Origin of the sequence: Spongiactinospora gelatinilytica (genome assembly GCF_003236385.1) — a bacterium.
Taxonomy (GTDB): Bacteria; Actinomycetota; Actinomycetes; order Streptosporangiales; family Streptosporangiaceae; genus Spongiactinospora; species Spongiactinospora gelatinilytica.
Genome location: NZ_POUA01000043.1, coordinates 1 through 24,993, shown reverse-complemented (window position 1 = coordinate 24,993; position 24,993 = coordinate 1). Strand labels below are relative to the sequence as shown.

The window sequence follows — 24,993 nt, the reverse complement described above, 5'->3', positions numbered from 1 at the left end:
GTGCGCACTTCGTCGGCCAGTGCCTGCAGCCCGCCCCGGGCGAAAGCCGCACGCCACTTGCGCACCGTGCTGGCGGCAAGGCCCAGATCACGCGCCACCTGCGCCGTGCTGATCCCCGGCTCCGCACACGCCGGCACGATCCTTGCCCGCGCCGCCACCCTCGACGGCTCCGCTGACATGCCGACCAGTCGAGCACGCTCGGTCTCGGATAAGCGGATCTCGACCGCGGACGGGCCTGGGTGCGCCATACCAATCACCATATGGATTTATCCGACGAATTTCAGGCGGATGACACTAGGGCAGCCCGACAGACGCTCACTGGTTCGAACGCCCCTCACGCTCGCGAGGCGGTGACTGGCGGCCAGATCAGGGGCGATGGCCTAGGAGATGCCGCCTCATTCATTCCACGGAGGGCTTTGGGACGGTGGTCGAAGACGACCAGGACGCTGGTGGTGAGGGTGAGACGGTCGATCTGAGCCAGCCCCTCGGGTTCCGGGTCACCCGCGCCAGGTCGTCACACCCTCAGTTCCATGGCCTCGCGTCGCATCATCCGTCCCCAGTCGGGGCCGCTGTAGGCCAGCGGACGAGCACGTCCAAGGTGTTTGGTGCCGGCGGTCGGATGCCGAGTGTCGGGACCCGCTCTTCGACACCTCCGGCGGCGTCTTCTACGCCCGACTCCACGAGCGCATCGTCACCCAGCCCGCTCTGGTTCGGGAATTGGGCCGAGGAGATCGAGCCCATCCTTCTCGTCCTACCTCGTGGATCCCCTCCTCATTCCGGGTCTTCTCCGGACCGAGGCTACGCCCGCCCCATTTTCAGCCACGGGGGCTCGGGCCAAGCCGAAGAGGTAGACGAACGCGTGGAAGCTCGCATGCGGGGGCAATGCGTCTTCGATCGGAGCCCCTCCTGCACTGCAGGATGGGTAGCCGCAGTGATCACGAACAGCTGGCTCATCCACTGAAGTCGGCCCAGGCGCCCAGGTCGTCTCGATCCGGAATACGTAGTCGGGCTGGTGGGCTTCTGTGAATGCCGACTTCCCAATGGGCAACCTGATGTTGTCGGTTCGGGCTCACCGGCGCAAGCGCATAGCACTACGCCAGCGTGATGCCGTGGCCTCGATTTGGCATCGCTATGAAGCGCCCAGGACATGGGAATGCCTTAAGCGGATATCTCCATTAAAGACTGAGGGAGCGAGGCGCGGACAGACCTGAATGACGCCGCGTGGAGGTTGGGTTGAGCTTCCCGAGTGACCGCCGTTCGTGACAGCAGGGGCCCGGACGACCCCAGACTGCTCTTCGGCGGCGACGGGTGGAAAGCGTTCATCGACGGCGTCAAGACCGATGAATTCACCCTCGATTCTAATTCTCAGATGACTTCCTCGCAGCGTCTCTGGCCGGGTGGCGAGGGCCATGGCCGGGCGGCGCGATCAGTACGGAGGTGAAGTTCTCTCCCTCGATGAGGGGAGTGGCAAGACTTAAGCCGCCTGCTGCCATGCGGTCATACTCGGCCAGGACGAGTTTCTTCGTGCGGTAAATGCCATGCTTGGCAATCTCGTTGTTCTTGAGCCCGCCGGTCTCCGACTGGAAGGTCTCCAGAATGTAGTCCACGTCTGAACGATCGACGCCATAGAGGTGGAAGAAGTAGGCGTCGAGTTCGGCTCGGATCTGGGCGCGACGCTCTTCGTCCCATTGGAACGGCTCACCGGAGTCGCCGAGGTCACGGGCGAGTCCGGTCATGTCGTAAGCGGTGTAGACGAGTTCGAGGACGCGAGGAACAACAAAAGCCTTGTGGGGTTCCAGCGACTGAGGGGTGGGAAGCGGAAGCTGCTTCCATGTCATGAGAGCCATATGGATGCCACCGGTCTTTTGCCGGCTTACGAAATCGAAGACCAAGGAGCTCTGGGCGGCGATGAGGGCGGCTGCCAAGGCGGGTGAAACATGCGGCAGCATCAAGGGGTAGGTGTGACCGACCGCTGCCCGTGGGAGGAATGCTGGAATAGCGGTTCGTTCATTGGTGGAAGAGGTTACGTCACACCAGCCGCACAGCCAGTCCCTGTCCCACTTCAGTTCGCTAAGGCGCAGCAAAACACCCGGCACCTGCACGCCTTTGCCATTCCTGCTCGTTGCAATAAATCCGCTTTCGGCGATCCAGTTCAGTGGCATGGCGAGCCGTGCTGGATCACGTAGCTCTTTGCTGGTCAGATAACGAGGCTGGTTTTGGCGAGTGACGGCCGTGGGACTCCTGATCACATCGGCTGCACGATGGTTGAAGAAGTCGACCATCTTGGCTTCGTATAGCGGCAGCATCCGCTCCTCCCCGCGCACGAAGATATTGCCGCGGAGCTTCCATCCCTCGGCTTCCAGGCGCTCACGGCTGCGGAAGAGATCGGAGTCGTCGGTCATGTTGAAATGGTTTTTCGTGACGACTCTCCAGATGTTTCCGTCCCGCTTGGTTTCGTCCCAGAGAACTGGAAGACGCCGGTAAATTGCTGCCGTTAGGTCGGCGTCGCGGCGCGTGCGGAATATCGGCACGTTGCCAGTGTTGGGATTTATGAGGGTGATTTCCTCCGGACTGAGTTTGAAGACTCGTGCGACGTCGTCGAGATCGCTGGTGTCTTCGAGGAAGAAGGCGAACTTGGCTGCTCTCTCGCGCTGTTTCCGGCCAGCCAATGACAGCAGGCAGAATTTGTAGCTGGCGTGCACGCCGATGAACAGTGGCTTTCGATTCTCGAAGTCGTACAGGCATGCGATCGCGCCTTGTCGCGTAAGCTCGCTGAACAGGTGCTGTGCACCTGCGCCTGTTGCGATAGCGGTCGGCACGATGCACCCGACCCGCCCGTCAGGAGCGACGATGGAGGTAAACCGTTCGGCGAAGAGCTGGTCTGTCTGGAGTGAATTGACGCCCTTCACAGTGAGGCCCTTGCCGCAGAGCGGGAAGACTCCGGATGCTGCGGCGAAGAGAAACGTGGACTTCACCTTGCGGCGCTCGTCCCTGTACTTCTGGCCTGCTTCCGGGTGTTCCTTCGCCCACCGGGCGATCTTCGTGCGGCGTGCCTGGCCGGCCATGGCCGCGATTGAGGGTTCGACGACGCTGAAGTACTTCTTGTCCTCGAAGTCGACCTTGTCCCATGGCGGGTTGCCCAGCACGCAGGAGAAGCCGCCTGCCCAGCCGGTAGCGGGATCGACATCCGAGCCGGTGTGTTCAGGGACAGCGAAGATGTCGGGGAATGCCAGGTGCCAGTGGAAGAATCGGTACTTAAGGCGCAGCTTCACGATCTCGTTGTGAGTGCTCTGGGAGGCGGCCTTGAGCTTCGGATCCTGCAGCGCGCGGAAGACGCTGTGTGTGATCGGAGGCGGGGCGTCCTTGGCCTTGAGCCACATGAATGCCGCACACCAGGCGTCGGCCAGGTGTCGCGCTTGAACGTGCTCTGGTGACGACTCCCACTTCTGGTAGTCCGCCTCTTGCCGGTGGACCTGAGCGAGTGTGTCCGAAGGCGCATCAGAGATGGCACGCAGGCGGGAGGCCAGCGCCGTATTGGTCACCTTCGTCTCGGTGTCCAGATCGAACAGGCCTCCCTGTCCCGCACGTTCTTGCTCGTTCTGAGCGGTCAGGAACCTCGCGTACGCCTCGTCATCCCCCTCGACGGCCTTAAACGCCTTGTTCGGGATGCCGTCGCGCATCAGTGCGGGTGTCGCGCCGATGAGGCCATTGCCGTGCTTTATGTGCGCGTCCAGAAAACCGAGCGGCTTGCCCGGCTCCAAGGCTTCCAGCCAGAGCGAGACCTTGGCCAACTCGACCGCCATCGGGTTGAGGTCCACCCCGTACACGCACCGCGCGATCACCTCGTGCAGCGCGTGCCGTACCGCATCCAGCGTTGGTTCGGGGTTGCCCTCGCGGACGGCGGCGACTCGCTTGGCGATGCGGCGGGCGGCGGCGACCAGGAAGTGGCCGGAACCACAGGCCGGATCGCAGACGGTCAGGGAGAGCAGCTCGGTGACGATGCGATCGGAAGCGTCCGGCTCGCCCGCCGCCGACGCCTTGATCTCGCCGCGTTTCTGCGCGTCGTCAATGACGGGGTCGAGGGTGGAGTCGAGCAGGGTCTCGATCAGCGAGCTGGGCGTGTAGTAGGAGCCGGTCTTCTTGCGGTCGTTGCCGAGGCGGTTGACGAGCTCGAAGGTACGGTCGACCCCGCTGTGCTTGGGGATCAGCTCCAGCAGGGACTCGTAGATGGAACCGAGTTCCTCCGCGCCCATGTTCCGGTAGTCGATGGTGCGCCACCTAGAGGAGCCCTCGTCCTTGACGCGGGCCAGGTGCCGGACCGCCTCCAGCAGGTGGGCGTTAGCGATCAGCGTGCCTTGAAGCGGAGCGTCCGTATCGGTGTCGTCGAAGAGCCCGCCGAGACCGGGGAGGCCCAGTTTCTCATGGCCGTTCTCGTCGCCCAAGGTGTGCAGGACGATCCTTAACGCCTGGTAGAGGTCAGTGTGGGAGGTGCCGCGCCGGCGGAGGGCGTGGCGGCGAAGGCGGGCGGAGGAGAAGTACTTCTCGTAGCGCTCGCGGGCCTGCTGATCCGCATTGAGCGGGTGCAGGGCGTCGCGGTCCTCGGCGACGAACAGGAAGATCAGCCGGTAGACGAGCCGGAGCAACGCGGCGTGGAACTTGTCCACGTCCAGCTCGGCCCGAAGTCGTTCGTTGGCAGGGTGCTTCAGGAAACCGGTGCCCAGCGCAGTGATCGCTTTCTGGACGCCGTCACGGTGGCCCTCCAGGGCACGTACACCCGAGACGATGGCCTCGACACGCCACTTCTCCAGCCAGCAGGCCGACGGCGCCTCGTTGTCCTCGACTCTGAATCGGGTGTAGTGCAGCAGCCGGTAGAGCAGCACGAACTCGCTGAACAGCTCGCCGTCGAAGATCGCCTCAAAGTTGAACTCCACGTACGAGGCCGTCGCGAGGGCGCTGGAGTCGCGCAGCAGGCGCAGCCGCCGCCCGTTTGTGATGACCCCCCACAGGTGGGCCTCGGTCCGGTTGAGGAACTCCTGGACGAGAGACTGCGGCGGGACCTGGCCCTTGCGGTGCCTGTCCAGGTCGGTGTCCCACGCGGCCAGGTGCATCGGGACGTGCTGCCAGTGGTGGCTGATCGCGAACGTGCGACTGCCGTCATCGGACGGAATGCCAGCGGCACCTACGGTGGAGAGCTCGCCGAAGCCGAGCTCAGCGAAGAGCGGCACCAGCCACTGCGAGATCGCCAGGCCGGTCGGGTCGGCCGGCGTCTCGACCTCGGGCGCGACCGGCAGCTTCTCCCGCAGTTCCTTCCAGACCGACTTGAGGTACTCCCAGTGCCGCTCGGCGTCGTCCCGCACCGTACGGGAGCCGATGACCTTGTAATCGACAGGCAGGCAGCCGGGGACGCCCTTGCCCTCCGAGATGCGCAGCAGCATGTCGGCCGGGAGTAGACCTCCGACCGTGTGGACGGCGGAGGAGACCTGGTTGCGGGTGACGGCGGACATCAGGCGGCCCCTCCGGCGGGCAGGTAGACGTACACGCCGAGGATGTCGGCGGGTTCTTGCACGGCGACGTCCAGACCTCGGACGATCTCGCCGGACGCGCTGCGCACCCGGCGGTGGGAGTCCTCCAGCTCGGCTTGGAGCTGCTTGCCGTACTCGCTCAGGTGACCGGCGGTGGCGGGCAGGCCGTCGAGGACGCGGGTCATGGTGCGCTCGCCGAAGACGGGATCGGTGTTGACGTCGGCGGTGGCGTCGACGAGCTGGAGCGCCTCCTCCGGTGGCAGCCAGAGTGCGTTCGCGGGCGAGCCCTGGAAGGCCAGGAGCCGGGCGTCCTCGGCGACGAGCTGCTTCTCGCCCGAGCGGGACGGCAGCGTGAGGTGGAATCGGTAGCGGACCAGCAGCAGCGTGGTACGAATCTGTACGGCCTCGGTGCGGATCACCCCGCAGCGCCTGGCCGGACGCCTGCCCTCGGTCTCCAGTGCGGTGTTGAGCACGTACCCCGCCAGAGCCCCGACCACGGGATCGGTACGGACCAGGGCGGCCTCGCCGCGGGCCACTGCCGCCGTGGTCCGGAAGGGGATCGGACGGTTCGGCTCGCCGCCGGACACGGGGGCGATCGCGTCGCGCAGGCCGGCGGGGGTGCCGCTGATGTCGGCCGTGAAGTCGCCAGGGACGCCGTTCTCGCGGATCACGCCGTCCAGCGCGTCGAGCGCGTTGCGTACGAAATGTTGCACCTCGTCCGACCGGCCCAGCGTGTCGCGGATGGCGACGGCCTCGCGGGCCACCTCCTCCGGGTGGATGGAGCGCTGGGCGAAGCGGGAGCGGGAGGTGCGTTCGCGCTCGGCGGCCGAGTTCCACTCCGCTTCCAGGGTCTCGGACTTGCGGTCGAGCTCCTCCAGCCCGAACAGCGCCTCCTGGTCGGGCTGTTGCTTGCGCATGAGCAGCCATTCGACGATGGCGTCGGTGACCCCGGCGGAGGCGGCGTCCGGGACGGAGACGGAGATGCCGAGGTCCTTGCGGATCTGGCGGTGCTTTTTGATCAGGACTTCGAGGACCTTGCCGTCGATGCCGTTGTCGTTGCCGTACAGGGTGATGACCTTGACGACGTCGCGCTTCTGGCCGTAGCGGTCGACGCGGCCCTCGCGCTGGTCGTGGCGGGTCGGGTTCCACGCCAGGTCGTAGTGGACGACGGCATCGAAGTGGTGCTGCAGGTTGACGCCCTCCGACAGGCAGTCCGTGGCGACCAGGACGCGAGGGGCGTCGGCGCTCTCCTCGGCCAGCTCCTCGATGTGCTGCAGGCGCCGCTGCGGGGAGAGGGTGCCGGTGACGTGCCGGACGACGGTCCTCTTGCCGAGATTGCCGTCGAGGTGCTCGGCGACGTACTCAGCGGTGGGGATGTAGCGGCAGAAGACGATCGGGTTGTAGCCCTCGCGGATCAGCACCTTTAGGTGCTTGACCAGGGCAGCCAGCTTCAGGTCCTCCTCCGGGCCCTCCAGCTTCACGGCACGCTCGGCGAGCTGGGCCAGCCGCGCTTTCGCCCCATCGGTCTCCGCGCCCGGCGCGACGTCGAGACCTTCCATGACGTCGCTGTCGGAGGCGTCGCTGGTGAGCGGGGCGCCCAGCCGGTCCGCCTCCTCCGGGCTCGCGGCGACGGCGGCGGCCGAGCGGGTCTGCAAGGTCTGGGAGGCGGCACGGGGTGAGGAGACCATGGAGCGCAGCAGCGCGATCGCCGACCACCAGGCGATGCGGGACTCCCGCTTGCCCTGCTCGCCCGCTGCCCACACCCGTTCGCTGGCGTAGGCGATGGCGTCTTCGAGTAGCGCCCGGTAGGCGGGGGAGAGGCGGTAGGTCTCGTCCTTGAAGAAGCGGTCGGAGGGGAAGGATGTGTCCTCGCGCTGGCTGTCGTCGGCCAGGCCGTCGTTCACCCCGAGGAATTGGCGCACGTCGGCCCGCTTGCGCTGCACGAAGTACTGGGCGAGCAGCCGCCGCCCGGCGTCCGAGTCGAGCTTGACCGAGGCCAGCTCGGGGCTGAGCAGGCCCAGCAGGTTGCGGAAGGCGCTCTCCTTCCCGCTGTGCGGCGTCGCGGTCACCAGCAGCAGGTGCCGCTCGGGCTTCTTGGCGATCCGCTGCAGGAGCTCGAAGCGGAGCTGGTTCTGGGTGGAGGTGCTGTCATCGGCGGCGACGCAGGTGTGCGCCTCGTCCACGATGACGAGGTCGGGGCAGTGCCGGACGAAGTCGTCGCGGTGCCGGGTGGACTTGATGAAGTCCGTGGAGACGATCACCCTGTGGTGCCTGTCGAACAGTGACTGACCCAGGTCCAAGCCCCGTTCCAGTTTCGAGACCGTGGAGGCCAAGACGAGTTCGGCGTTGATGCCGAACTTGGTCCGCAACTCCTCCTGCCACTGCTCGGCCAGCGCCGGTGAGCAGAGCACGGCCAGCCGCTCCGCGCTGCCCTGGGCGAGCATTTCTGCGGCGATCAGCCCGGCCTCGACGGTCTTGCCGATGCCCACGTCGTCGGAGATCAGCAGGCGCACGGTCTTCTGCCGCAGCGCCATCATCAGCGGAACCAGCTGGTACGCCCGCGGCTCCACCGCGATCCCCGCCAGCGACCGGAACGGCCCCGCACCCGAGCGAAAACCGATGCGCAGCGCTGAGCGCAGCAGCCCGGCCGCGTACTGGTCGCCCAGATCCTTGGGCGAGGGCGGCGCGAAGCTGGCGCTGGCCACCTCCTCGAACGCCGGGAAGACGGCGGCGTCGTCGTCGGAGCCGCCCAGCGGGCGCAGCACCAGCATGTCGGGGGTGCTCTCGGGGAGCACCACCCAGTCGCGGCCCCTGGCCGAGACCAAGGATCCGGCGGAGTAGGCGGGCATCAGCTGTTTCCTTGTGTCGTCATGGATCCGAAGTAGCGCTCGTTCTGGGACGCGACCGCCGCCCAGTCTGCGTCGTGCGAGAAGCGGATGACGTCCCAGCCCTGGTCGAAGAGGCGCTCCTCCGCCTCGGCGTCCCGCTCGGCGACCACCGCGTCATGGTGGACCGGGCCGTCGACGAAGACCGCCAGCTTGACGCCGGGCAGCCGGTAAACGTAGTCGGGCCGGGCCAGCGCCTCGGTGATGAACGTCTGCGCCTCGTCAGGCAGACGCAGCCCCTGCTGCTTCAGCCAGGCGAGGAAGTCGCGCTCCAGCCCGCTCTCCGACTGGTCCGCCAGCCGGTTCAGCTGCTCGGTACGGCTCTCACCGCGCCCGGTCGGCCTGGCCTCGGCTGCAGCCAGGCGCAGCAGCAGGTCGCGGACCGAATGCCGGTCGATGTCGGTGTGGTTGAGCTGGTTGCCGTAGGTGAGCAGGCAGTCGTAGCAGCCGCGGGCGCACTTCCGGTCGGGGCGGGGGCCACCGCGGTCGGTGCCGTCAGGGGCGAAGTGACAGATTTCCAGCGCCTCGGTGGCGGCGCGGGCCAGCGCGCCCGGCTCCGACTGCATCAGCCGGAGCACCCCGGCGCCGCCCTCCGCGGCCTCGGTGAAGAGCATGCGATCCCGCGGCCCCTCGTTGGGCGGCAGCAACTCGCTGGTCAACTCCGAGTCCTCCAGCTCGAAGGCGGCTTCGATACCGCGTTCGAGCGCGTACATCAATGAGAGCGCGACCGGCACGGGCAGAGGTTCATCGAGCTTGAGCACCAGGATGTTACGGGTGTCCTGCACGTACGGGATGACCCGCTTGCGCTGACGCTTTTCGTTGCCGTCGGCGTCGACGACCGGCATCTCGCTGGAGTCGCCGGAGGCGTCGGCCGCCGCCTGCTCGTTCAGCCAGCGGCCGTCGGCCGGGTCGAGCCAGAAACCGTCCGGGTCGTCCTTCTTGGCGCGCAGGCGTCCCATGTTGGAGATGCGTACGGTGGCGGAGTCGCCGAACGAGAGCGTCGCGAGCTTCCCGGCGGCGTCGGCCAAGAGCGCGTCACGGCGGCCCGTTCGCTGCCCATGATCGTTGTAGCGGTAGGAGGTCACCAGCCGGAAGCCCGCGCGGCGCCGCTCCTCCTCGTCGGAGGAGATCCGCTCCCGCCGCCGTGTGTAGACGGTGTGCAGCTGGAGCAGGCCGCGCGTCGGCGTGGGCAGTGCCGCGCCGCACACGTCGCACTTGTCGGCGCGGTCGGCCGAGTCGTAGTGGTAGCCGCAACCGACGCAGCGCTGTGCCTCGGTGGTCACCACCTCGCCAGAGGCGTCGGGACGCAGCTGGATGCGATCCACCTGGTAGCGGTTGCCCTCGTGGTAGATCAGCGCGCCGGGCCCGAACTCCCTGATCGCCAGGAATCGGGGCCGCTGCAGGTAGTCGCCGTCGCCGTAGCGCCGCCCCGTCGTCGGGATGTACGCCGCCAGCGGCAAGCGGGGGAAGGAGTAGCCAGGCAGGAAGCCCTCGCTGGCCAGGTAGCGGTACGGATTGAAGTCCGACAGCAGCGACCGGCTGTCCACGCTCTCGTTCTTCAGCAGGTCGAGCTGGGTTTCGGCCTGCTTGCGCTGCAGCTCGGCGATCTTGCGGTCGCGGTCGGTGAGCGTGTGGTCCAGGCGCCGCCGGTTCTGCTCGGCCTGGTCGGCGAGGGCCGCCCTGAACAGGTCGCGCCAGCGGTCGAAGGACCGGTCGAAGCCCTCGGGAGCGCGGCGTACCTGCTCCTCGATCCACTCCTCGTGCCACCAGGTGGGCGGTTCACCGGCGCCGGGCAGCACCTCATCGAGCACATTGCGGGCCGCGGCCACCGCGCGCCGGCGAGCTTCCTGATCACGAACGTCGGCTTCGACGTAGGCGTGCAGGAGCAGATCGGGGTTGGGGCGGCGGGCGCCCTCGTCATAGCTCAGGTCGATGAGCGTCGGGATGTTGTTGCCCAGCCGGAGCCCGCTCTCGGCCAGCCAGATGGCCTGGACGTGCGAGCGGACCAGATCCTCGTTGGCGAGGTCCAGCCGTGGTGGGCGGACCGCCCCGGCAACCATGCGGTCGGAGCGGCGGAAGTAGTACTGGTCGTGACTGTTGCCGGTGGCGCAGTAGGTGGTGACCAGCGCCGGCTGCCCCTGCCGGCCGGCCCGGCCGCTGCGCTGGGCGTAGTTGGCGGGTGTGGGTGGCACGTTGCGCATCATGACCGCGTTGAGCTCGGAGATGTCCACGCCCAGCTCCATGGTGGGGGAGCAGTAAAGCAGCTTGAGCTCCGCCTTGCGGAAGGCCTCCTCTCGCTGCTCCCGGTCCTGCGGTGACACCTGTGCGGTGTGCTCGCGGGCCGACAGGCCCCCGAGGGCGGCGGCCGTGTCGCGGTAGAGGTCGCGGAAGAAGACATTGACGCGTGGGCCGTCGCCGCTGGCGTAGGTGCGGGTCAGCGGGTCGTGCGTGCCGCTCTCGCCGGTGCCCGCCCGCCAAATGAGGCAGGCGGCGGCGATGCGGTAACCGGTGATGGGCGGTCCGGAAGGGCGGCGGTAACGGCCGGCCCGCTGCGGTGCGACCTCGGCCGTCGTCAGCAGATACGCCTTGGCCAGCACCTTCATCAGGTCCGCGATGATCCGCTGGGCGTCGTCGGCCGACACCTGAGGGAAGTGGATCCGCCGCAGGTACTTGCCGAACTTGCCCCTCCCGGACAGGAACAACCCCGAACGATCGATGCCGGGGCGGGACCCCTGCGGGTAGGCGGTGCTCACCTTCGGCCGGTCGCCGCCGGCCAGCCGCCATGGATCCTTCAACCGCTCCTCGCTCGCACGCTGCAGGCTGTCGAAATCTTCCCGGAAGTACTCGACGTCGATGGCCAGCGACCGGCGCATCTCGTCCAGCAGCGCCCGCATGATCTCGGCGCGCTGCCCCGGCTCGGTCTGGCGCAGTTCGGGACGGGCGTCGCTCCACCGTTCGTCCCTGGCGGCCAGCCAGTCGAGGTCCGCGTAGTCGATGACCAGCAGCCCCGTCTGCTCCAGGTTGGGCATGGTGACCCGCCAGCCCCGCTGCAGATCCAGGTAGAGACGGAAGGCGATGACGTCCCGTAGCGTCTTCGCCGCGCCGGCGGCCATCATCGGTGGTGGATCATCACCCGCCGTATAGTCGGCAGGGCTCAGCCCCAGGGCCCCAGAGACCCGGGCGGCCAGGTCCTCGTGCCGGACGCCCTCCTCACCCGCCGCGGTCGCCGCGTGGTAGAGCGCGCTGCGCAGCTGAGTGATCTGGACGAAGTCATTGAAGTGCCCCGCTTGCAGGGAGGCGTCCTGGCGGTTGTCGACAAAGGTCAGCAGCTTGCGGGCCTCCTTCTTCAGCGCCTCGGCCGGTACCTGCTTGAGCGAGCGGACGATCGAGGCGGAGACCAGCGACGTCGCCGAGGAGCGGCCTTCCTGGTCGAGCCGGGCCAGCTTGGCGAAGTCCCTCCCGCGCACCTGCTCGTAGCTCACCCCGCAGTGCAGGCAGAACAGGAACGGGGCTGGGATGAACGCGGCCTTCAGCTCGCCCTGCCCCTCGACGCCGTAAGGATCGACGGTCACCAGGCGGGGGATCCTCGGCCGGTACGAGTCCCGCACCATCTCCTCGCCATGCGCGTCGAACTCCAGCCAGGACTCGGGCAGCCGGCGGTCCTTCATCGCCTGCTCGACGCTGAACGGCCAGGGATGGGTGGAGTCGATGTAGAGGTAGCCGTCTTCGCCGCTGCCGCCGGTCGCGGCCGTCTCGCGGCGGTTCTCGTACACGGTCTTGCCGTTCTTCTCCGAGCGCCACACGGTCAGGTACTCCTGGCCGCACTCGCGGCAGAAGGCCAGCGGCAGCAGGATCTTGCCGTCGGTGCCGGGCTGGTAGAGCTGGTAGTCGCGGGTCAGGTGACGGCTCGACTCGTCCTCGAGTGTGACGTGCACCGTGTCGCCCTTGGACAGGAACTGGTGCAGCCGGAAGGCGAAGAGCGGGCGGCCGGTCAGCGGATGGCACGCCTCCGATCCGGCCTTCAGCGTTGCCCGGATCGCCTTCACGCAGGTCTCCGCGTCCAGACCGCTCGCTTCGGCCAGCTCGATGGCGGCCTCCTCGATCTTGGCGGGCTGCTGGCGGACCAGATGTCCCTCCTCATCGACGGTGAGCCCGAAGCGGGTCTCGATCCAGCGCGCCAGGGGATCCCTGACAAGGTCCTCGTACGCGCGCGGCGCCCCTGGCGCGGCCAGCCGCTCGACCGGGACCGTCTCAGGCGGTTCCCCGGTGGCGCGGACCAGCGTCTCGCCGATGATGTTCGGGGCGTCGACGGGCGTGCCGAAAAGCGTCGTCGCGATGCGGGCCACCTCGTCGCGGCGGCCCTGGGCCGTGCCCTCGGTGGCCATGGTGGCGGAGGTGCCGATGCACTGCAGGCTCGTGGCACGGCAGGCGTCGCGCACCCGGCGGATGAGCAGGGCCACGTCGGCGCCCTGCCGGCCGCGGTAGGTGTGGAGCTCGTCGAAAACCAGGAACTCGAGCCCCTCGGCCATCTTGATGAGCGACCTGCGGTCCTCGGGCCGGGTGAGCATCAGCTCCAGCATCACGTAGTTGGTGAGCAGGATGTCCGGCGGACTGTCGCGGATCTTCTTGCGGGCGGCCTCGTCCTCCTGACCGGTGTAGCGGGCGAAGCGCACCTTCTCCCGGCCGGCGTCGTAACCGTCCCGCAGATACTTCTCCAGCTCCTTGAGCTGGCTGTTGGCCAGGGCGTTCATCGGATAGACGATGATCGCGCGCACGCGCTTGCGCGCCTTCGGGCCCTCCTGGTCCCGCTGCCTGAGCACTCTGTCGACGATCGGCACGATGTAGGCCAGGGACTTGCCCGAGCCCGTGCCGGTCGTGAGCACGTACGAGCTACCGGACTGTGCGGTCTTGATGGCTTCGAGCTGGTGCTGGTGGAGGGTCAGCGGCCGGCCGTCGCACTCCGTGCCCTCCTCGGCCTTGCCGACCTGGAAGATGCGGGTGCACTCCGGGTGCAGGGTCCCCTTCTGGGACGCCTCCAGCACCGTGCCGCCCGACTTGAAGAACGGGTTCAGGGACACCCACGGATCGGGCCACTGTGATTTGGCGTCCAGATCGTCTTCGACGAAGGCCGCGATCCGGCCGTCGCGAATGATCGTGCCGCCCTCGGTGAACGCCCTGTAGTCCTTGAGCAGCTGCTGGTGGACGCCGAAAACGTCCATACCGGAGCCCGCGCTGCGCGGCTCCGCTGCCGGGGCGGGCATCTCCACCTGATCGGCCGGCCTGGCCTTGAGGCAGGCAACCGGGTCGAAGTCCGACCAACCGGGGACGTTCGCCGTCCCTTCGATGAGCGGTAGCAGCGCTTCCCGGACGGTGACCGCGTCTGCGGGCCGGTCGGACGGGTCCTTGGCGAGTAGCCGCTCCACCAGGCGTGTCAGATCCTGCGGGACGTCGGAGCGGAGCAGGCTGATAGGTGGCGGCTGCTCCTTCTGGTGCTTCTCAGCGAGGTCGTAGGCGGACTCACTGTGGAACGGCGGGACACCGGTGAGCATTTCGAACAGCACGCAGCCCAGGGCGTACAGGTCGGCCGCCGGAGTAACGCTCGAGGCGCGGAACTGCTCAGGGGCCATGTAACGGGCACTGCCGACCGTGACACCCGTGCTGGTGATCTTGCTATGCTCGATGTCCCCGATGACCCGGCCTGCGCCGAAGTCGAGAACCTTGACCAGGCCACCGCCCAGTAGCATCACATTGCTGGGCTTGAGATCGCGGTGGACGACTTCGACGCCGTGGGCGGCGGACAGCGCGTCGGCCATCTGCGCTCCCAGGGCCGCGGCCCAGGAGACGGGGAGCTGTGGATGCTCGGTGATGAGGTCGGTGAGGGACTCGCCGTCGAGCAGCTCCATCGCCAGGTACGGCAGACCGGAGGAGTCGACGCCGCCGGCGATCGTCTTGGGCAGGTTGCGGTGTTTGAGCCTGCGCATGATGCGCACTTCGCGGTCGAACCGCTGCGCCGCCTTGGCGTCGGTACGAGAGCTCAGGACCGTTCCAGTTCGGCTGCGGAGGATCAGTTTGACGGCGACCGTGGCGTCGTCGTGAAGGTCCTTGGCCCGGTGGACCTCTCCCATGTTGCCCTTGCCGAGGGGAGCCAGGAGCCGGAACCGGTCCGCCACCACGTCTACGTTCACCGTCAGCTCCTCGCCGTCTGCGCGATGATCACTAGGGGCCACCGTACACGCATTGCTGGCGCTTGGGTATAGGGTGAGTGTTAACATAGTCAACGGATATGGCGAGGTGCTCTGGTCGGCTCGTAGCGCCGGTAATGGTCCCTGACTAAATCTATGACGTATTGTCCGATAATGACACCTGCGTGCTCATCTATTACGCTACACACTTCAGTCACGACAGGTAACACGCGCTAATCGATCCACGACCTTCTTGACATTTGTGGATTCATCTCCGTCGAGAAATGTCGGTCTTATTCACAGATGCGATGGGGCTTCTCATGACGGCGGATTTGTTGTACCGACCCAGCCTGGACGATTTGCGCTGGCTGGAGCAGCTCAATCTAGTCACATGCCTAGTGATCGGTACCGCGTTGGATGGCCATCGCGATCGCTTCAAAGCACTCGCGCCGGAAGTCCGCAGCGTGCAGTCCAGCCATGTGGCCGGCCTCGTCCAAAGCGGCGTCTACGCCGTCGAGATCGACCAGGAGTGGCACGCAGTGGTGATCCTGGACGGCACGTTCGGGGAAGCGGAGAGCGCTGACCGCCGCTCCCTCGACTCCGGCCACCTCATCACCGCCTGGGCGGCCCATCAGGAGTTGTGGGAGCAGGCAGAACCACTCGGCGGCGACTCGCGTTTCCGGGTCGGCGATCTTGTCAGGCCCGATGGAGACTCTGTCGTGGGCAGCGTGCTCAAGGTGCTCGGAGGAACTTCCGTCCCCCGTTACGAGGTCGACATCAGGGGGAAGAAGCAGCGCTTCACCGAGCAGTCTCTGCAGGCAGCCGTCGGTGACCCGGACGATATGAAGTTCTGGATCGCGCAAGACCCGGCAGGAGCGGACGACATCGCGCTCACTCTGACCTGGACCAAACTGACCCATCCGCTGACGGACACGATCTACTCCTTCGCCTCCAGTAAGACGGTCTTCCGCGCCTACCAGTTCAAGCCCGTGCTCAAGATGCTCACTGGCTCGTCCGGGCGAATTCTCATCGCGGACGAGGTCGGTCTCGGTAAGACGATCGAGGCGGGCCTGATCTGGAGCGAGTTGGAGCAACGGAGAAAGCTGGACCGGGTGCTGGTCATCGCCCCCTCGGTGCTCAAGTACAAGTGGCAGGCCGAGATGCGCCGGCGCTTCGACCGCAACCTCGAACTGCTGCGCCCGAAAGAGCTTGACGTCTGGCTCGACCGGGTCGAGAGCGGAGACGATCCGACCCTGCACGCGGTCATCTCGATCGAGTCGCTGCGCATCGCGGACAAGGTCCTGGCGCGGCTCGGCACCCTCCAGCCGCGCTTCGACCTCGTGATCGTCGATGAGGCGCACAGTATGCGCAACCGCGAGAGCAAGGCCAATGCCCTCGGGCAACTGCTCTCCGACAGCAGCGACTACCTCGTCCTGCTCTCGGCCACGCCGCTCAACCTCGGCAATGATGATCTGTTCAATCTCGTGAACCTCCTCGAGGAGGGCAACTTCAGTGACCGAGACGTCTTTGCCAGGCAACTGGAGCCCAACGCGGTGCTCAACAAGGTGTCCAGTGGGCTCGTCGGCAATAACGCGCCACGCGATCTGCTGACCGAGCTCAATCGGCTCGATCGCATGCGCTTCGGGCAGAACATCACCGACCGGCCGGATTACGACGTGCTCAGGAATCGACTCGATGTGGACCGACCGCTCACGCACCAAGAGAAGGCGCGGGCTCGGCAGCTCCTCGCGGACTTGAACGTCCTGAGCGGTGTGCTGACTCGGACTCGCAAGGCGGACGTACCCGACCGCAAGGCCGTACGAGAGCCGCGCAACATCGACGTCGAGTGGACCGCGGCCGAACGCGCCTATTACGAGGCGGTATACCGGTGGGCTTGGCTGCGGGCATGGTCCAAAGGCGTGCCGCCGGGTTTCATCATGCAGATGCCGCTGCGGCAGGCGGCTAGTTGCATCCCCGCCTCGCAGGAGGTCATGCGCAGACGCGAAGCGTCTCTCTTCGACGGCATCGACGACGTCGATGATGACTTCGACGCCGCCGACCTTACTTCTCTCCGTGAGTTCCTCGCGGATGTTGAGCCAGTGCCGCATGACACCAAGTACGAGCGCCTCCTGGAGGAGCTCCTACGGCTTCGTGAGCATGGCATCAACCAGGTGATGATCTTCTCGTTCTTCCGGCCAACGCTCGCCTATCTGGAACGCAGGCTCAGCGAGCGCTTCACCTGCGGTGTCATGCACGGCGACGTGCCGCCCATCGCGCGGCAGGACGTCATGCGTGACTTCCGCGAGGGGAAGTTCGAGATCCTGCTGCTGAGCGAGGTCGGCTCCGAGGGCTTGGACTTCGAGTTCTGCCAGGCGCTCGTCAACTACGACCTGCCCTGGAACCCGATGCGCATCGAGCAACGCATCGGACGGCTGGACCGCTTCGGCCAGCAGCACGAAAAAATCTTCATCTACAACTTGCGGGTCCCCGGCACGATCGAGACCGACATCTTCCAGCGGCTCTACGACCGCATCGGCATCTTCCAGAACGCCGTAGGCGAGCTGGAGCCGATCCTGCGCGACAGCTTCGCGAGGCTGCTTGATCCCACCCTCAGCCCAGAGGAGCGGGAACGGGAGCTGGAGCGGATCGCGGTGGCGGCCGAAGGGCGTGAGCTGGACGCTGACGAACTGCACGCCTCTCGCTCACTCCTGGGAGGTCTGGACAGCATGCTCGTGGAGGGCTTCAGCGCGGAGGGCCCCGGCAACGGGCGCTTCATCGGTGCCGCGGAGATCCGCGAAATGATCGACAGACTCTTCCAGAAGTACGGTGGGCGCTGGGGAAAGGTGGACAGTCAGGGTGTCGTCAAGATCATGGGAACGCAAGACCTGGCGAATCGCCTGCGGGTGAGCGATTTCGATGGCACCGGTAGCAAGTATCCACGTTACAAGCTCGCGACGTTGCTCCATGACCGTGTGCCCATCGAGTGCACCTTCGATCCGGAGGTGGCCAGCAAGCTCGATGTCGAGCTGCTCTCTGCCCGGCATCCGCTGGTCAAGCTCGCCATCGAGGTCCTCGGCGAAGAAGAGCTGGCCCTGCAGAAGTTCGGCTCGGTGGCAGTGCCGGGCCTGCCTGAAGGATGCCGCTATCTCGTGACGATCGACCTCGTGCAGTCCAGCGGGCTTCGTCCACGACTTGAGCTGTGGACGACCGCCATCGATGTCGAGTCGGGAGAACTCTCGGAGGCCGCAGGTGACGCGTTGCTGATCGCTCTCGCCGAAGGCACTTTGCGAGACGGTGACAGGAGGATGCCCAAGGACTTGAAGAAGCTATGGCGACGAGCGCAAGCGCGGGTGGCAGACAGGCACGTCGAGGTCGAGAACGCCCTCAAGCAAGAGAACGCGGCCCTCGTCGACGGGCGGATCCGAGCTCAGGAGAACATCATTGACCTGCAGATTCGCAAGGTGGAGGAGTTGCTGGCCAGGCAGGTTGACCAGAGTATCCGGCGCATGCACCAGGGCCGGCTGCGGAATCTGCGGGCACGTCGTCAGCACGTCCATGAGGAACTGAGTGCCTTCCGGGCACTCCACCTGCGGCTTAGCGAGGTCGCGGTGCTGCTCATCAGCGGTGTGAAGGAGGAGCCCACTCCTTCTGGCCGTAGCCCCAGTCCGGCTCACGGCCGCCCTGGTGAGCGGGAGCCACGCGCTTGAGCACCAGTTCGGCGAAGTTGCCACTGTGGATCACGGGCCAGCGGTCGACGCGAAGGCTTCCCGCCTGACCGCTGCCGTCGGTGATGACGATCCGGCCGTCGCAGTAGAGCCGGAAGGCGGTCGGCTCACCGAGCCTGATCTCTAGATGGTCGCGGAATGTGTTGTTGATCCCGATGTTGATGGTCTCGCCCGTGATGGAGCGAGCGCGAAGGCGGCCGACGCCCCGACGGGGGCAGTTGGAGGTGACCGCCCGCCAGTCGTAATAGAGGGTGGACATCGAAAGCGCCTGCCACGGATCGTAGAGAGGTGTGTGAGCCCGGTAGATCACTTCCTGGCCGGAGTCCCACTCCAGGATGAAGTCGAAGCTGGGGCGGTGCAGGTTCAGCCTGCCGTACTCAGTGGTGTTGGTCAGCCCGGCCACGATCGCCTCTTCCGGGGCGACGCTGGTCGTGTCGAACACCTCGGCTCTGGGGAACAGAGCACCCAGGCGCTCGCCCACGTACGGGATGCGACTCATGCCGCCCGCGAGCACAACGTACTTGATCTCATTGACCAGCCCGTCGGGGCCGATGCGACGCAACGCCTCGGGGGAGTGCGTCCGGGTGCCGCCGCTGGGAAGGGGGATGGTCTCGGTCATCTTGGCGCTCCTCAGCGCCGCGAAGATCGAGGCCTCCGCCCGGTCGAGTTGAGGACGGAACGCCTCGACCAGTTGACCGCGGGTGTAGGTCAGCTCGGGCAGGTCGAGGCCGCGGATCAGCACCCGGTGGGAATCGGTTGAGGTGAGACGGACCTTGGCCTCGCGCGCCGCGTTGAGGAACAGCGCGTCGACAAGATGCGGGTTCGGCAGGCTGCCGACGGCGACCCGACGGCTGGCCAGCATCGCGGTGAGCTGAGCCACGATCGCCCGGTCCAGGGTGTCGCCCGCCTCCGCATTGCCGAGAGCGGACAGAACCGAGATGACCGGCTGGTCCCGGCCCGCGATATCAAGGACGGCGATGTCAAGTGTGCCACCGCCCATGTCGAAGACGAGCAGCTTGCCTCGTGGGCGCTTCCCGGGCTGGTAGAAGCGGTGAGTAGCCCAGGCGACTCCCGCGGCGATGGGCTCGTCGATCAGGCTAGCGCCCGTAACGGGGAGACCGGCTTCGGCCGCGAGCTTGAGCAGCCGTTCGCGCTGGTCTCCCGTCCACATGGCCGGGCAGCCCAGCCTGACTTCGCCCGCTTCGCTGAGCGACTGTCCCGCTGCCTCGGCCCGGCATGCGATCTCGCTCAGCAGGGCGATGATCACCTTGTCGGCGTCGACTTCGGCATTGCCGACCCGAAGCATCGTTCGGTTCTCGGTTATGGCCCGCTTCGCCGACCTGATGATCCGGTTCGCCGGCTGATCTTCCGCTTCCTCGCCCACTAGCAAGGCGCCACCGATCATGGCGGCGACGGACGGCAGCCACGTCGTGCTGTGCCCGATAGGCACGATCTCAAGCGGAAGCCGACCTGTCTGATCGGCCACCAGGGAGGTCGACGTGCCGAAATCGATACCGGTTGCGTGCTCCCGGGCCATTCGCACTCCTCAACTATCCGGGGGTTGCTGGTCAAGGTACGGCATGGCTACGACGATTTCACCGGCGTTTCAGGTGTTCGACCAGCGCCTTGTGAAGCACCACCTCTTCTGTCGACGAGGACCAGATGTAGCCGGGACGACGAACGATCACTTCGTCGTCCGGTTGGGGGTCACCGGCTATGGCCTTGTGTAGCTTTAGGTCGAAGGCTGACTTCTCGTGAATTGGACCGATTGGCCAAAGGCCGTAGGTGGCTGCCAATCCGTGAACACGCGCGATCATCGTCTCGGATGAGACACCTCGAACCGAGAGTTCTTCGACCTCGGCCGCGAGGTCGGCCAGTGCCCTCATCACGTCGATCTGAAGCTGACGGTCCTGTGAAGCCCGCCTTCGCAGCACGCCGGCCTGCGTCTCCTGCAACTGCCGCTCAACCCGGTCGCAACGCTCGGTGAGCTCTTGAACGAGGCGCTCGGCCTCGTTCTTCAGGGTCATTGCCGTCTCGGTATCCTGACGTGCTCGATCGATTTCTTCTCGGGCCGAGGCGAGCTGCTCCTCGCCGCCAAGCGCCTTGGCCCAGGCGGCAGCGATGGGGTCATGTCGACCGACTCGCTGAAAGGCGTTCACGAACGCCGGAACTGGCACGTGTTCGGCCAGCTCGGCGGGCAGGCGCAGAAAGATTCCGAGCCTTGCCCTGGTGGTGACCTCGGCCAGCTCGCGTTCCAGCAAGGGGCGGATGATCGGCTCCAAGATTTCAGTAGAAGCGATGATCCTGCCAAGCCGTCCTTGCCCGCACTCGACCAGGGTTTCCGTCGATGCTCCGTCCCACCATCGAAGGCTCAGCAGGCTTGCCGGCGATCGCTCGTGCACGGCCACCATGAGTGGTACCCGGCCGCCCTTTTCCGAGAAGGGGAGCGCCTGCGCCAGGAGCGCGAGCCGGTCAGACGAGACCACGTCTTCGCTCAGAGCGGGAACGGCACGGCTCAGGGCATGCGCGACAAGATCCAGGACCTCGAGATCTGCCTTCTGCGGATCGTCGGCAAGGAACAACGCCAACTGGACGAAGGGTCCGGCTACCTCGGCCGGCAGCGTGGAGCTCGCCGCGACTCGACGCAGCAGCCATCCGGCCGCCGCCCGCAATTCCGCAGGCGCCTCGGTGAGGAGTTCGGAGATCGCGGCGACCAGCACTCCATGCTGAACCTCCACAGGCAGCGATACGGCCTGGGTCTTCTTCGGTACGGCAAGCAGCAGCGTGGAGAAGGTCCGCCGATCGCTCTCGTCCAGTTGACCATGGAATCGCTCGACCGCGGCGCTGTCCAGCCTTCCGAGCGTCACGCCAGTACGGAGGGGCTCGGCGAGGAGCTGGGGGATAGTACGCGCCTGCTTGAAACCGAGAAGTGAGGCCAATCGGGTTGAGAACGGTTTGACCGGCTCTTCCGCTAGAGCGGGATCGGGGACCGCTTCTGATGCGATGATGCCCTGGGGAACCTCAGTGTCTTTTGGCATGCCGACGTCGGGCAAGGGTACGGGCGGGGTGTTCGACGGCTTCACTCGGTAGACGTACGTCTTGGCCGTCTTGTTTCCCCCCCTGATTGCCACATCGCCATGCTTGGCAAGCTTGGTTTGGATCGACCTCCACGCCCTGCCGACCGACTGCCCGTCGAGTCCGAGATCCACCAGCTTGGATTTGATGTCCGTCGCCTTCAACCCATTGGGGTGTTCGTTGAGTAGTTGGAGCACTAGGCGGAGGGGGTCATCGGTGAACCCCTTGCTGATCTGCTCGGGGTTCATCAGGGAGATGAAGCGAAGCGTTCCCTCAGTGACGAGCAGATTGCGGTGGTCCAGCCGGAGGCTTTCCTCGGTTCCGTCGTCGCTCCACCTCACGGCGAAGATGCCTCGCTCGCGGGCGAGCACCTTTCCTACACGGACGTGCTCGCCGTCCCCCAGTCGCCGCACCATGACCTGAGTTCGATCCACGAGTCCTAACTGTAGGGGTTGTTTCAGTTCTGCTGATCGACTCGTCGGGTGCCCCTACTGCCGCTGTGACTCGCTGGAGCTCATCGACCTCGTTGAGCACTATGACCGAGCTCTCTGAAGGCATGAAGACGGTTCTATGCCACCCCGGCGTGCGACCTTTTCCTGGCCGTTCACCGTGTCCTTGTCAGGTCGGAGAGAAGGGCCGGGATGAGGCGTTCCTCCATGACCGCCCGCCCGGCTGCAGCCATCCGGACGGCAAGAACCGGATCCCACAGATTGGCCGCCGGGCTGCCGGTGAGCGGGGTGGATTCGCCCAGCTCCAGTCCGATGGAGTAGTCGGCCGCCCCCATCCGCCACGGAATCGCGCCGTGCCGCAGCCGGGCGGAGGCGAGGATGCGCAGTCGGGTCCAGTCGAAGTCGGCGCGCCGGCGCGGGCGGGGGCAACCCGTGAGCAGCTTGTGGCACGCCGCCGAGGGGATTCCCCCGGTGCAGATCAGAGCGGCCGACGTCGTGCCGAGTTCGGCGGGGGCGGCGCGGAGGACCGCGGGGTTCTCCCAGACGTAGATCGCCTCGACGGCAGGCACGGTGTCGTACTCCACCTGCTGCTGGAGGGTGAGCCGGAACGGGATGCCGTGCGCGGCGGCGTCGTCGAGCCAGCAGCGACACGACTGTGCCGCCGCGGGTCCTGAGATTGAGCACGAGCGCCTGGCTGGCCAGGTCGTCGAGGATCACCCCGGCCGACTCTCACAGCTCGCGCGATGCGAGCTCCCCGGGCGTGCGCAGGGCGAGCGCGCGCAGCACCAGCGTGGCCGGCGGGCTGCCGCGACCGAGTGCCTTGGTGTCGCCCGTGGCGGCCTCGGCCGGCACCGGAAGCGGGACGAAGGATGCGGGAAGCAGGTCGAGCACGGCGCACGCCTGGCGGATGAGGTGGCCGTCGCCGCGCTTGATCAGCCGGGTGAGGGTGCCGTCGGCGCTCATCGCGGCCAGCCAGTCGGAGAACCAGGGGGGTTCCCGCATGCCGTGAGGGGGTGGCCAGCAGGTCCATCCTGGCCGCCTCTTCGGCGGCGCGTTCCGCCGCCCTGCCCCTGAGCCGGCCGCCCAGCGCCTGGAGCAACCCGCCGGGGATCGCGGCGTCGAGCTCGGCCAGCGACACGGTGAGCCGTTTGACGCCTTCCGGGCGGTAGATTCCGGTGATGCCGATGATGGCGCGCCGCTCGTCGTCGGTGGGCGCGTTCAGCCCGATGGAGCCTTCCAGCACTCCTCCGGTGCGCTCCAGGCGACGGCGGGCGGCCACCAGGTGGCGGCCGGGGAGGTCAGCCAACGGGCACCCGTCGCACTCCGGGGCGGACTTTTCATCCGAGGGTCGTTTGATCTGGGCCGTCACGACTTTGGGATGTCGAACAGCAGGCTGGCCGCGGTGACGATGGGTTGGACGGCGTCGAGGAAGAGGGGGCGTTGGGCCGGGGTGTGGTGGCTGGAGTAGGTGGCGGTTGTTCGGTAGGAGGCGTGGCCGGCGATGAGTTGCATGATGCCGGGGGCGACGCCGCCGTCGCGGAGCATGGTGATCACGGTGCGGCGGAGGCGTGTGGGGGGATGTGTTTGGCCAGGCCGCGTTCGCGGGCGAGGGTGAGTGCTGGTTGGAGGGTGCGGTTGCGCTGGTTGTGGTGGTCGATGTAGCTGCCGGTGCGGCTCTGGAAGAGCGGCTGGTCGGCGTGGTTTCCCTCTGATCGGCGTGTGAGCAGGGCTGCGAGGTCTGGGCTGATGGGGACGATGCGCTGTTTCTTGCCCTTGGGGTAGGGCTTGATTTGCCAGCGGCGGCGGCCGGTGGTCTGGTCGAGCAGGTAGGCGTAGGCCTGGACGATATGGAGTTGCCGCCCTGCGGGGTCGAGGTGGGTGACGTGGAGGCCGGCGGTTTCGCCCCAGCGGAGGCCGGTGGCCATTTCGGTGATGATGAACAGGGCGGTGTCGGGGTCGATGTCGTGGACGGCTGTGAGATAGAGAGCGACTTCGGGGCCGTAGAGGACGGCTCGGGCGATGATCGGTGCGGTCGGCAGGTGGAAGCCGGTGCAAGGGGAGGAGGTGAGTATCGGGGGTTCGCCGTCTTCGCCCTGATGGAGGGCTGCCTGAAAGACGGGCTTGATCGCTCCCCGGTACACCTTCGCCACGGTGGCGGCCGACAGTGTGCCCGCGTCCGGCGGTGCAGGTTGGGGTGAGCCTGCATCTCGCCACTGGCGCAGCACGTCCGGGGAGAGGCGGCCGGTCTTCTTGACGGCGACGTTGTTGGCGTGTGCCCATCGTCGTGCGGCTTGTTCGTCGGACATGGCGGCGCCGGGTTGGAGCTGGTTGCCGGCGGAGGGTTTGGTGAGCATCCATTCGACCCATTCCCGTAGCACGCGGCGGGTGACCTGGTCGAGTGGCAGGTGGCCGAAGCGGGGGAAGATGTGGCGTTCGGCTTCGGCGAGGTAGGTGGCGCGTTGGGTGGGGGAGGCACCGAAGCGGGTGGCGTGGTTGTGGCGGGCGTACTGCTCGAAGCTTGGCATCTCAGGGTCGTGTGTGGGGTCGTAGTAGGGGTCTTCGATGTCGTGGCAGCCCTTGAGGTAACCGTGGGGGCGGTTCTCGCCGCTGAGGGTGACCAGGGCGGCGAAGTCGTCGGCGATCTGGCGGTCGTAGCAGGTCTCGAAGTCTTCCTTACTGTTCCTGCCGCCGCCGATGCGCCATTTGACCAGCCAGGACTTCGCGCCGTTCTTGGCCGTGCGTTCGATGATTCTCGCCACCTGTGCCCCTTGATGTGCTGATGGCATGGTGACGGACGCCGGGGCTGGCGGGCGGCGGGGACGCGCGGAGATGATCGAACGCCGACTGCCGCGTGGCGCGATGCGGGAACATCGGGGGAACATGATCTTGAGGTGATCATTAGCGACCCGCCGGCATCGTCCGAAACAGGCGTTTGACCTGCGGTTATATCGGTAGGGCGGGTGGGACTTGAACCCACGACCCACGGATTATGAGTCCGATGCTCTGACCAGCTGAGCTACCGCCCCCCGAAGGCGCGGAATGATCTGCGGCTTCGGCAAACCTGTGTGAACGTACCATGTGAACACACCTGCTGCACAGCACAGGATTCACCGATTCGGGCGCGGCCGCAAGCCGGGGGTGGGTCAGCAGGGGTG

11 protein-coding genes, 1 tRNA gene and 2 pseudogenes are annotated in these 24,993 nt (G+C 66.5%); 2 read left to right on the top strand and 12 right to left on the bottom strand.

The window, feature by feature from the left end; translation table 11 throughout:
* Window positions 1–2: 2 nt before the first annotated feature.
* A pseudogene (locus C1I98_RS43710) lies at window positions 3–179 on the bottom strand (helix-turn-helix domain-containing protein); the annotation flags it as partial.
* Window positions 180–1,246: 1,067 nt separating this feature from the next.
* On the opposite strand from C1I98_RS43710, the gene C1I98_RS08510 reads away from it, so the two are divergent.
* On the top strand, window positions 1,247–1,441 hold the full coding sequence (locus C1I98_RS08510; protein WP_111166529.1) for a DUF397 domain-containing protein: 195 nt from the start codon (window positions 1,247–1,249) through the stop codon (window positions 1,439–1,441).
* On the opposite strand, the gene C1I98_RS08505 is transcribed toward C1I98_RS08510, so the two are convergent.
* From C1I98_RS08505 to C1I98_RS08495, 3 genes are read right to left on the bottom strand one after another with little or no spacing between them, the layout of a single operon-like run.
* Entirely contained in the window at window positions 1,359–5,504 is a 4,146-nt protein-coding gene (locus C1I98_RS08505) for an Eco57I restriction-modification methylase domain-containing protein (RefSeq protein WP_111166528.1), read from the bottom strand. The two genes, C1I98_RS08510 and C1I98_RS08505, sit on opposite strands and share 83 nt — an antisense overlap.
* Window positions 5,504–8,371, bottom strand: a complete 2,868-nt coding sequence (locus C1I98_RS08500) for a DEAD/DEAH box helicase (RefSeq protein ID WP_233507486.1) — start codon at window positions 8,369–8,371, stop codon at window positions 5,504–5,506. The genes C1I98_RS08505 and C1I98_RS08500 overlap by 1 nt, the downstream gene beginning before the upstream one ends.
* Window positions 8,371–14,592 (bottom strand): protein kinase domain-containing protein, encoded by a 6,222-nt coding sequence (locus C1I98_RS08495; protein ID WP_233507484.1) that lies wholly within the window; start codon window positions 14,590–14,592, stop codon window positions 8,371–8,373. The genes C1I98_RS08500 and C1I98_RS08495 overlap by 1 nt, the downstream gene beginning before the upstream one ends.
* Window positions 14,593–14,909: 317 nt before the next feature.
* Between C1I98_RS08495 and C1I98_RS08490 the strand changes: the two genes are divergently transcribed.
* Window positions 14,910–18,296 (top strand): DEAD/DEAH box helicase, encoded by a 3,387-nt coding sequence (locus C1I98_RS08490; protein ID WP_158557968.1) that lies wholly within the window; start codon window positions 14,910–14,912, stop codon window positions 18,294–18,296.
* Here the strand turns inward: C1I98_RS08490 and C1I98_RS08485 are convergent.
* The 8 genes and pseudogenes from C1I98_RS08485 to C1I98_RS08460 all read right to left on the bottom strand — a co-directional run bounded on the left by C1I98_RS08485 (window position 18,208) and on the right by C1I98_RS08460 (window position 24,864).
* Window positions 18,208–19,851 (bottom strand): Hsp70 family protein, encoded by a 1,644-nt coding sequence (locus tag C1I98_RS08485; protein ID WP_111166524.1) that lies wholly within the window; start codon window positions 19,849–19,851, stop codon window positions 18,208–18,210. The genes C1I98_RS08490 and C1I98_RS08485 overlap by 89 nt on opposite strands.
* Window positions 19,852–19,909: 58 nt before the next feature.
* Window positions 19,910–21,823: a hypothetical protein gene (locus C1I98_RS08480; RefSeq protein WP_146607338.1), complete on the bottom strand. Its 1,914-nt coding sequence runs from the start codon at window positions 21,821–21,823 to the stop codon at window positions 19,910–19,912.
* A 170-nt stretch (window positions 21,824–21,993) separates the two neighbouring features.
* Window positions 21,994–22,422, bottom strand: a complete 429-nt coding sequence (locus tag C1I98_RS42695) for a DUF2399 domain-containing protein (protein WP_199536806.1) — start codon at window positions 22,420–22,422, stop codon at window positions 21,994–21,996.
* Between the two features lie 145 nt (window positions 22,423–22,567).
* Complete coding sequence (locus tag C1I98_RS44935) at window positions 22,568–22,840, bottom strand: TIGR02679 domain-containing protein (protein ID WP_199536805.1); 273 nt, start codon at window positions 22,838–22,840, stop codon at window positions 22,568–22,570.
* 16 nt (window positions 22,841–22,856) lie between these two features.
* Window positions 22,857–23,081: pseudogene (locus C1I98_RS45585) on the bottom strand (TIGR02679 domain-containing protein); the annotation flags it as partial.
* Window positions 23,082–23,203: 122 nt separating this feature from the next.
* Window positions 23,204–23,383, bottom strand: coding sequence for a hypothetical protein (locus C1I98_RS08470; RefSeq protein ID WP_146607337.1), 180 nt, complete (start codon window positions 23,381–23,383; stop codon window positions 23,204–23,206).
* Window positions 23,384–23,388: 5 nt separating this feature from the next.
* Complete coding sequence (locus C1I98_RS08465) at window positions 23,389–24,597, bottom strand: tyrosine-type recombinase/integrase (protein WP_158557967.1); 1,209 nt, start codon at window positions 24,595–24,597, stop codon at window positions 23,389–23,391.
* A gap of 193 nt (window positions 24,598–24,790) precedes the next feature.
* Window positions 24,791–24,864, bottom strand: a tRNA-Ile gene (locus tag C1I98_RS08460).
* Window positions 24,865–24,993: the final 129 nt, after the last annotated feature.

Excerpts from the sequence above, each read along its gene's own strand:
- C1I98_RS08490 (WP_158557968.1), top strand. The coding sequence starts at position 14,910 with ATGACGGCGGATTTGTTGTACCGACCCAGCCTGGACGATTTGCGCTGG.
- C1I98_RS08505 (WP_111166528.1), bottom strand. The coding sequence starts at position 5,504 with ATGTCCGCCGTCACCCGCAACCAGGTCTCCTCCGCCGTCCACACGGTC.
- C1I98_RS44935 (WP_199536805.1), bottom strand. The coding sequence starts at position 22,840 with ATGCGGGAACCCCCCTGGTTCTCCGACTGGCTGGCCGCGATGAGCGCC.
- C1I98_RS08500 (WP_233507486.1), bottom strand. The coding sequence starts at position 8,371 with ATGCCCGCCTACTCCGCCGGATCCTTGGTCTCGGCCAGGGGCCGCGAC.
- C1I98_RS08470 (WP_146607337.1), bottom strand. The coding sequence starts at position 23,383 with ATGCTCCGCGACGGCGGCGTCGCCCCCGGCATCATGCAACTCATCGCC.
- C1I98_RS08485 (WP_111166524.1), bottom strand. The coding sequence starts at position 19,851 with ATGGCCCGGGAGCACGCAACCGGTATCGATTTCGGCACGTCGACCTCC.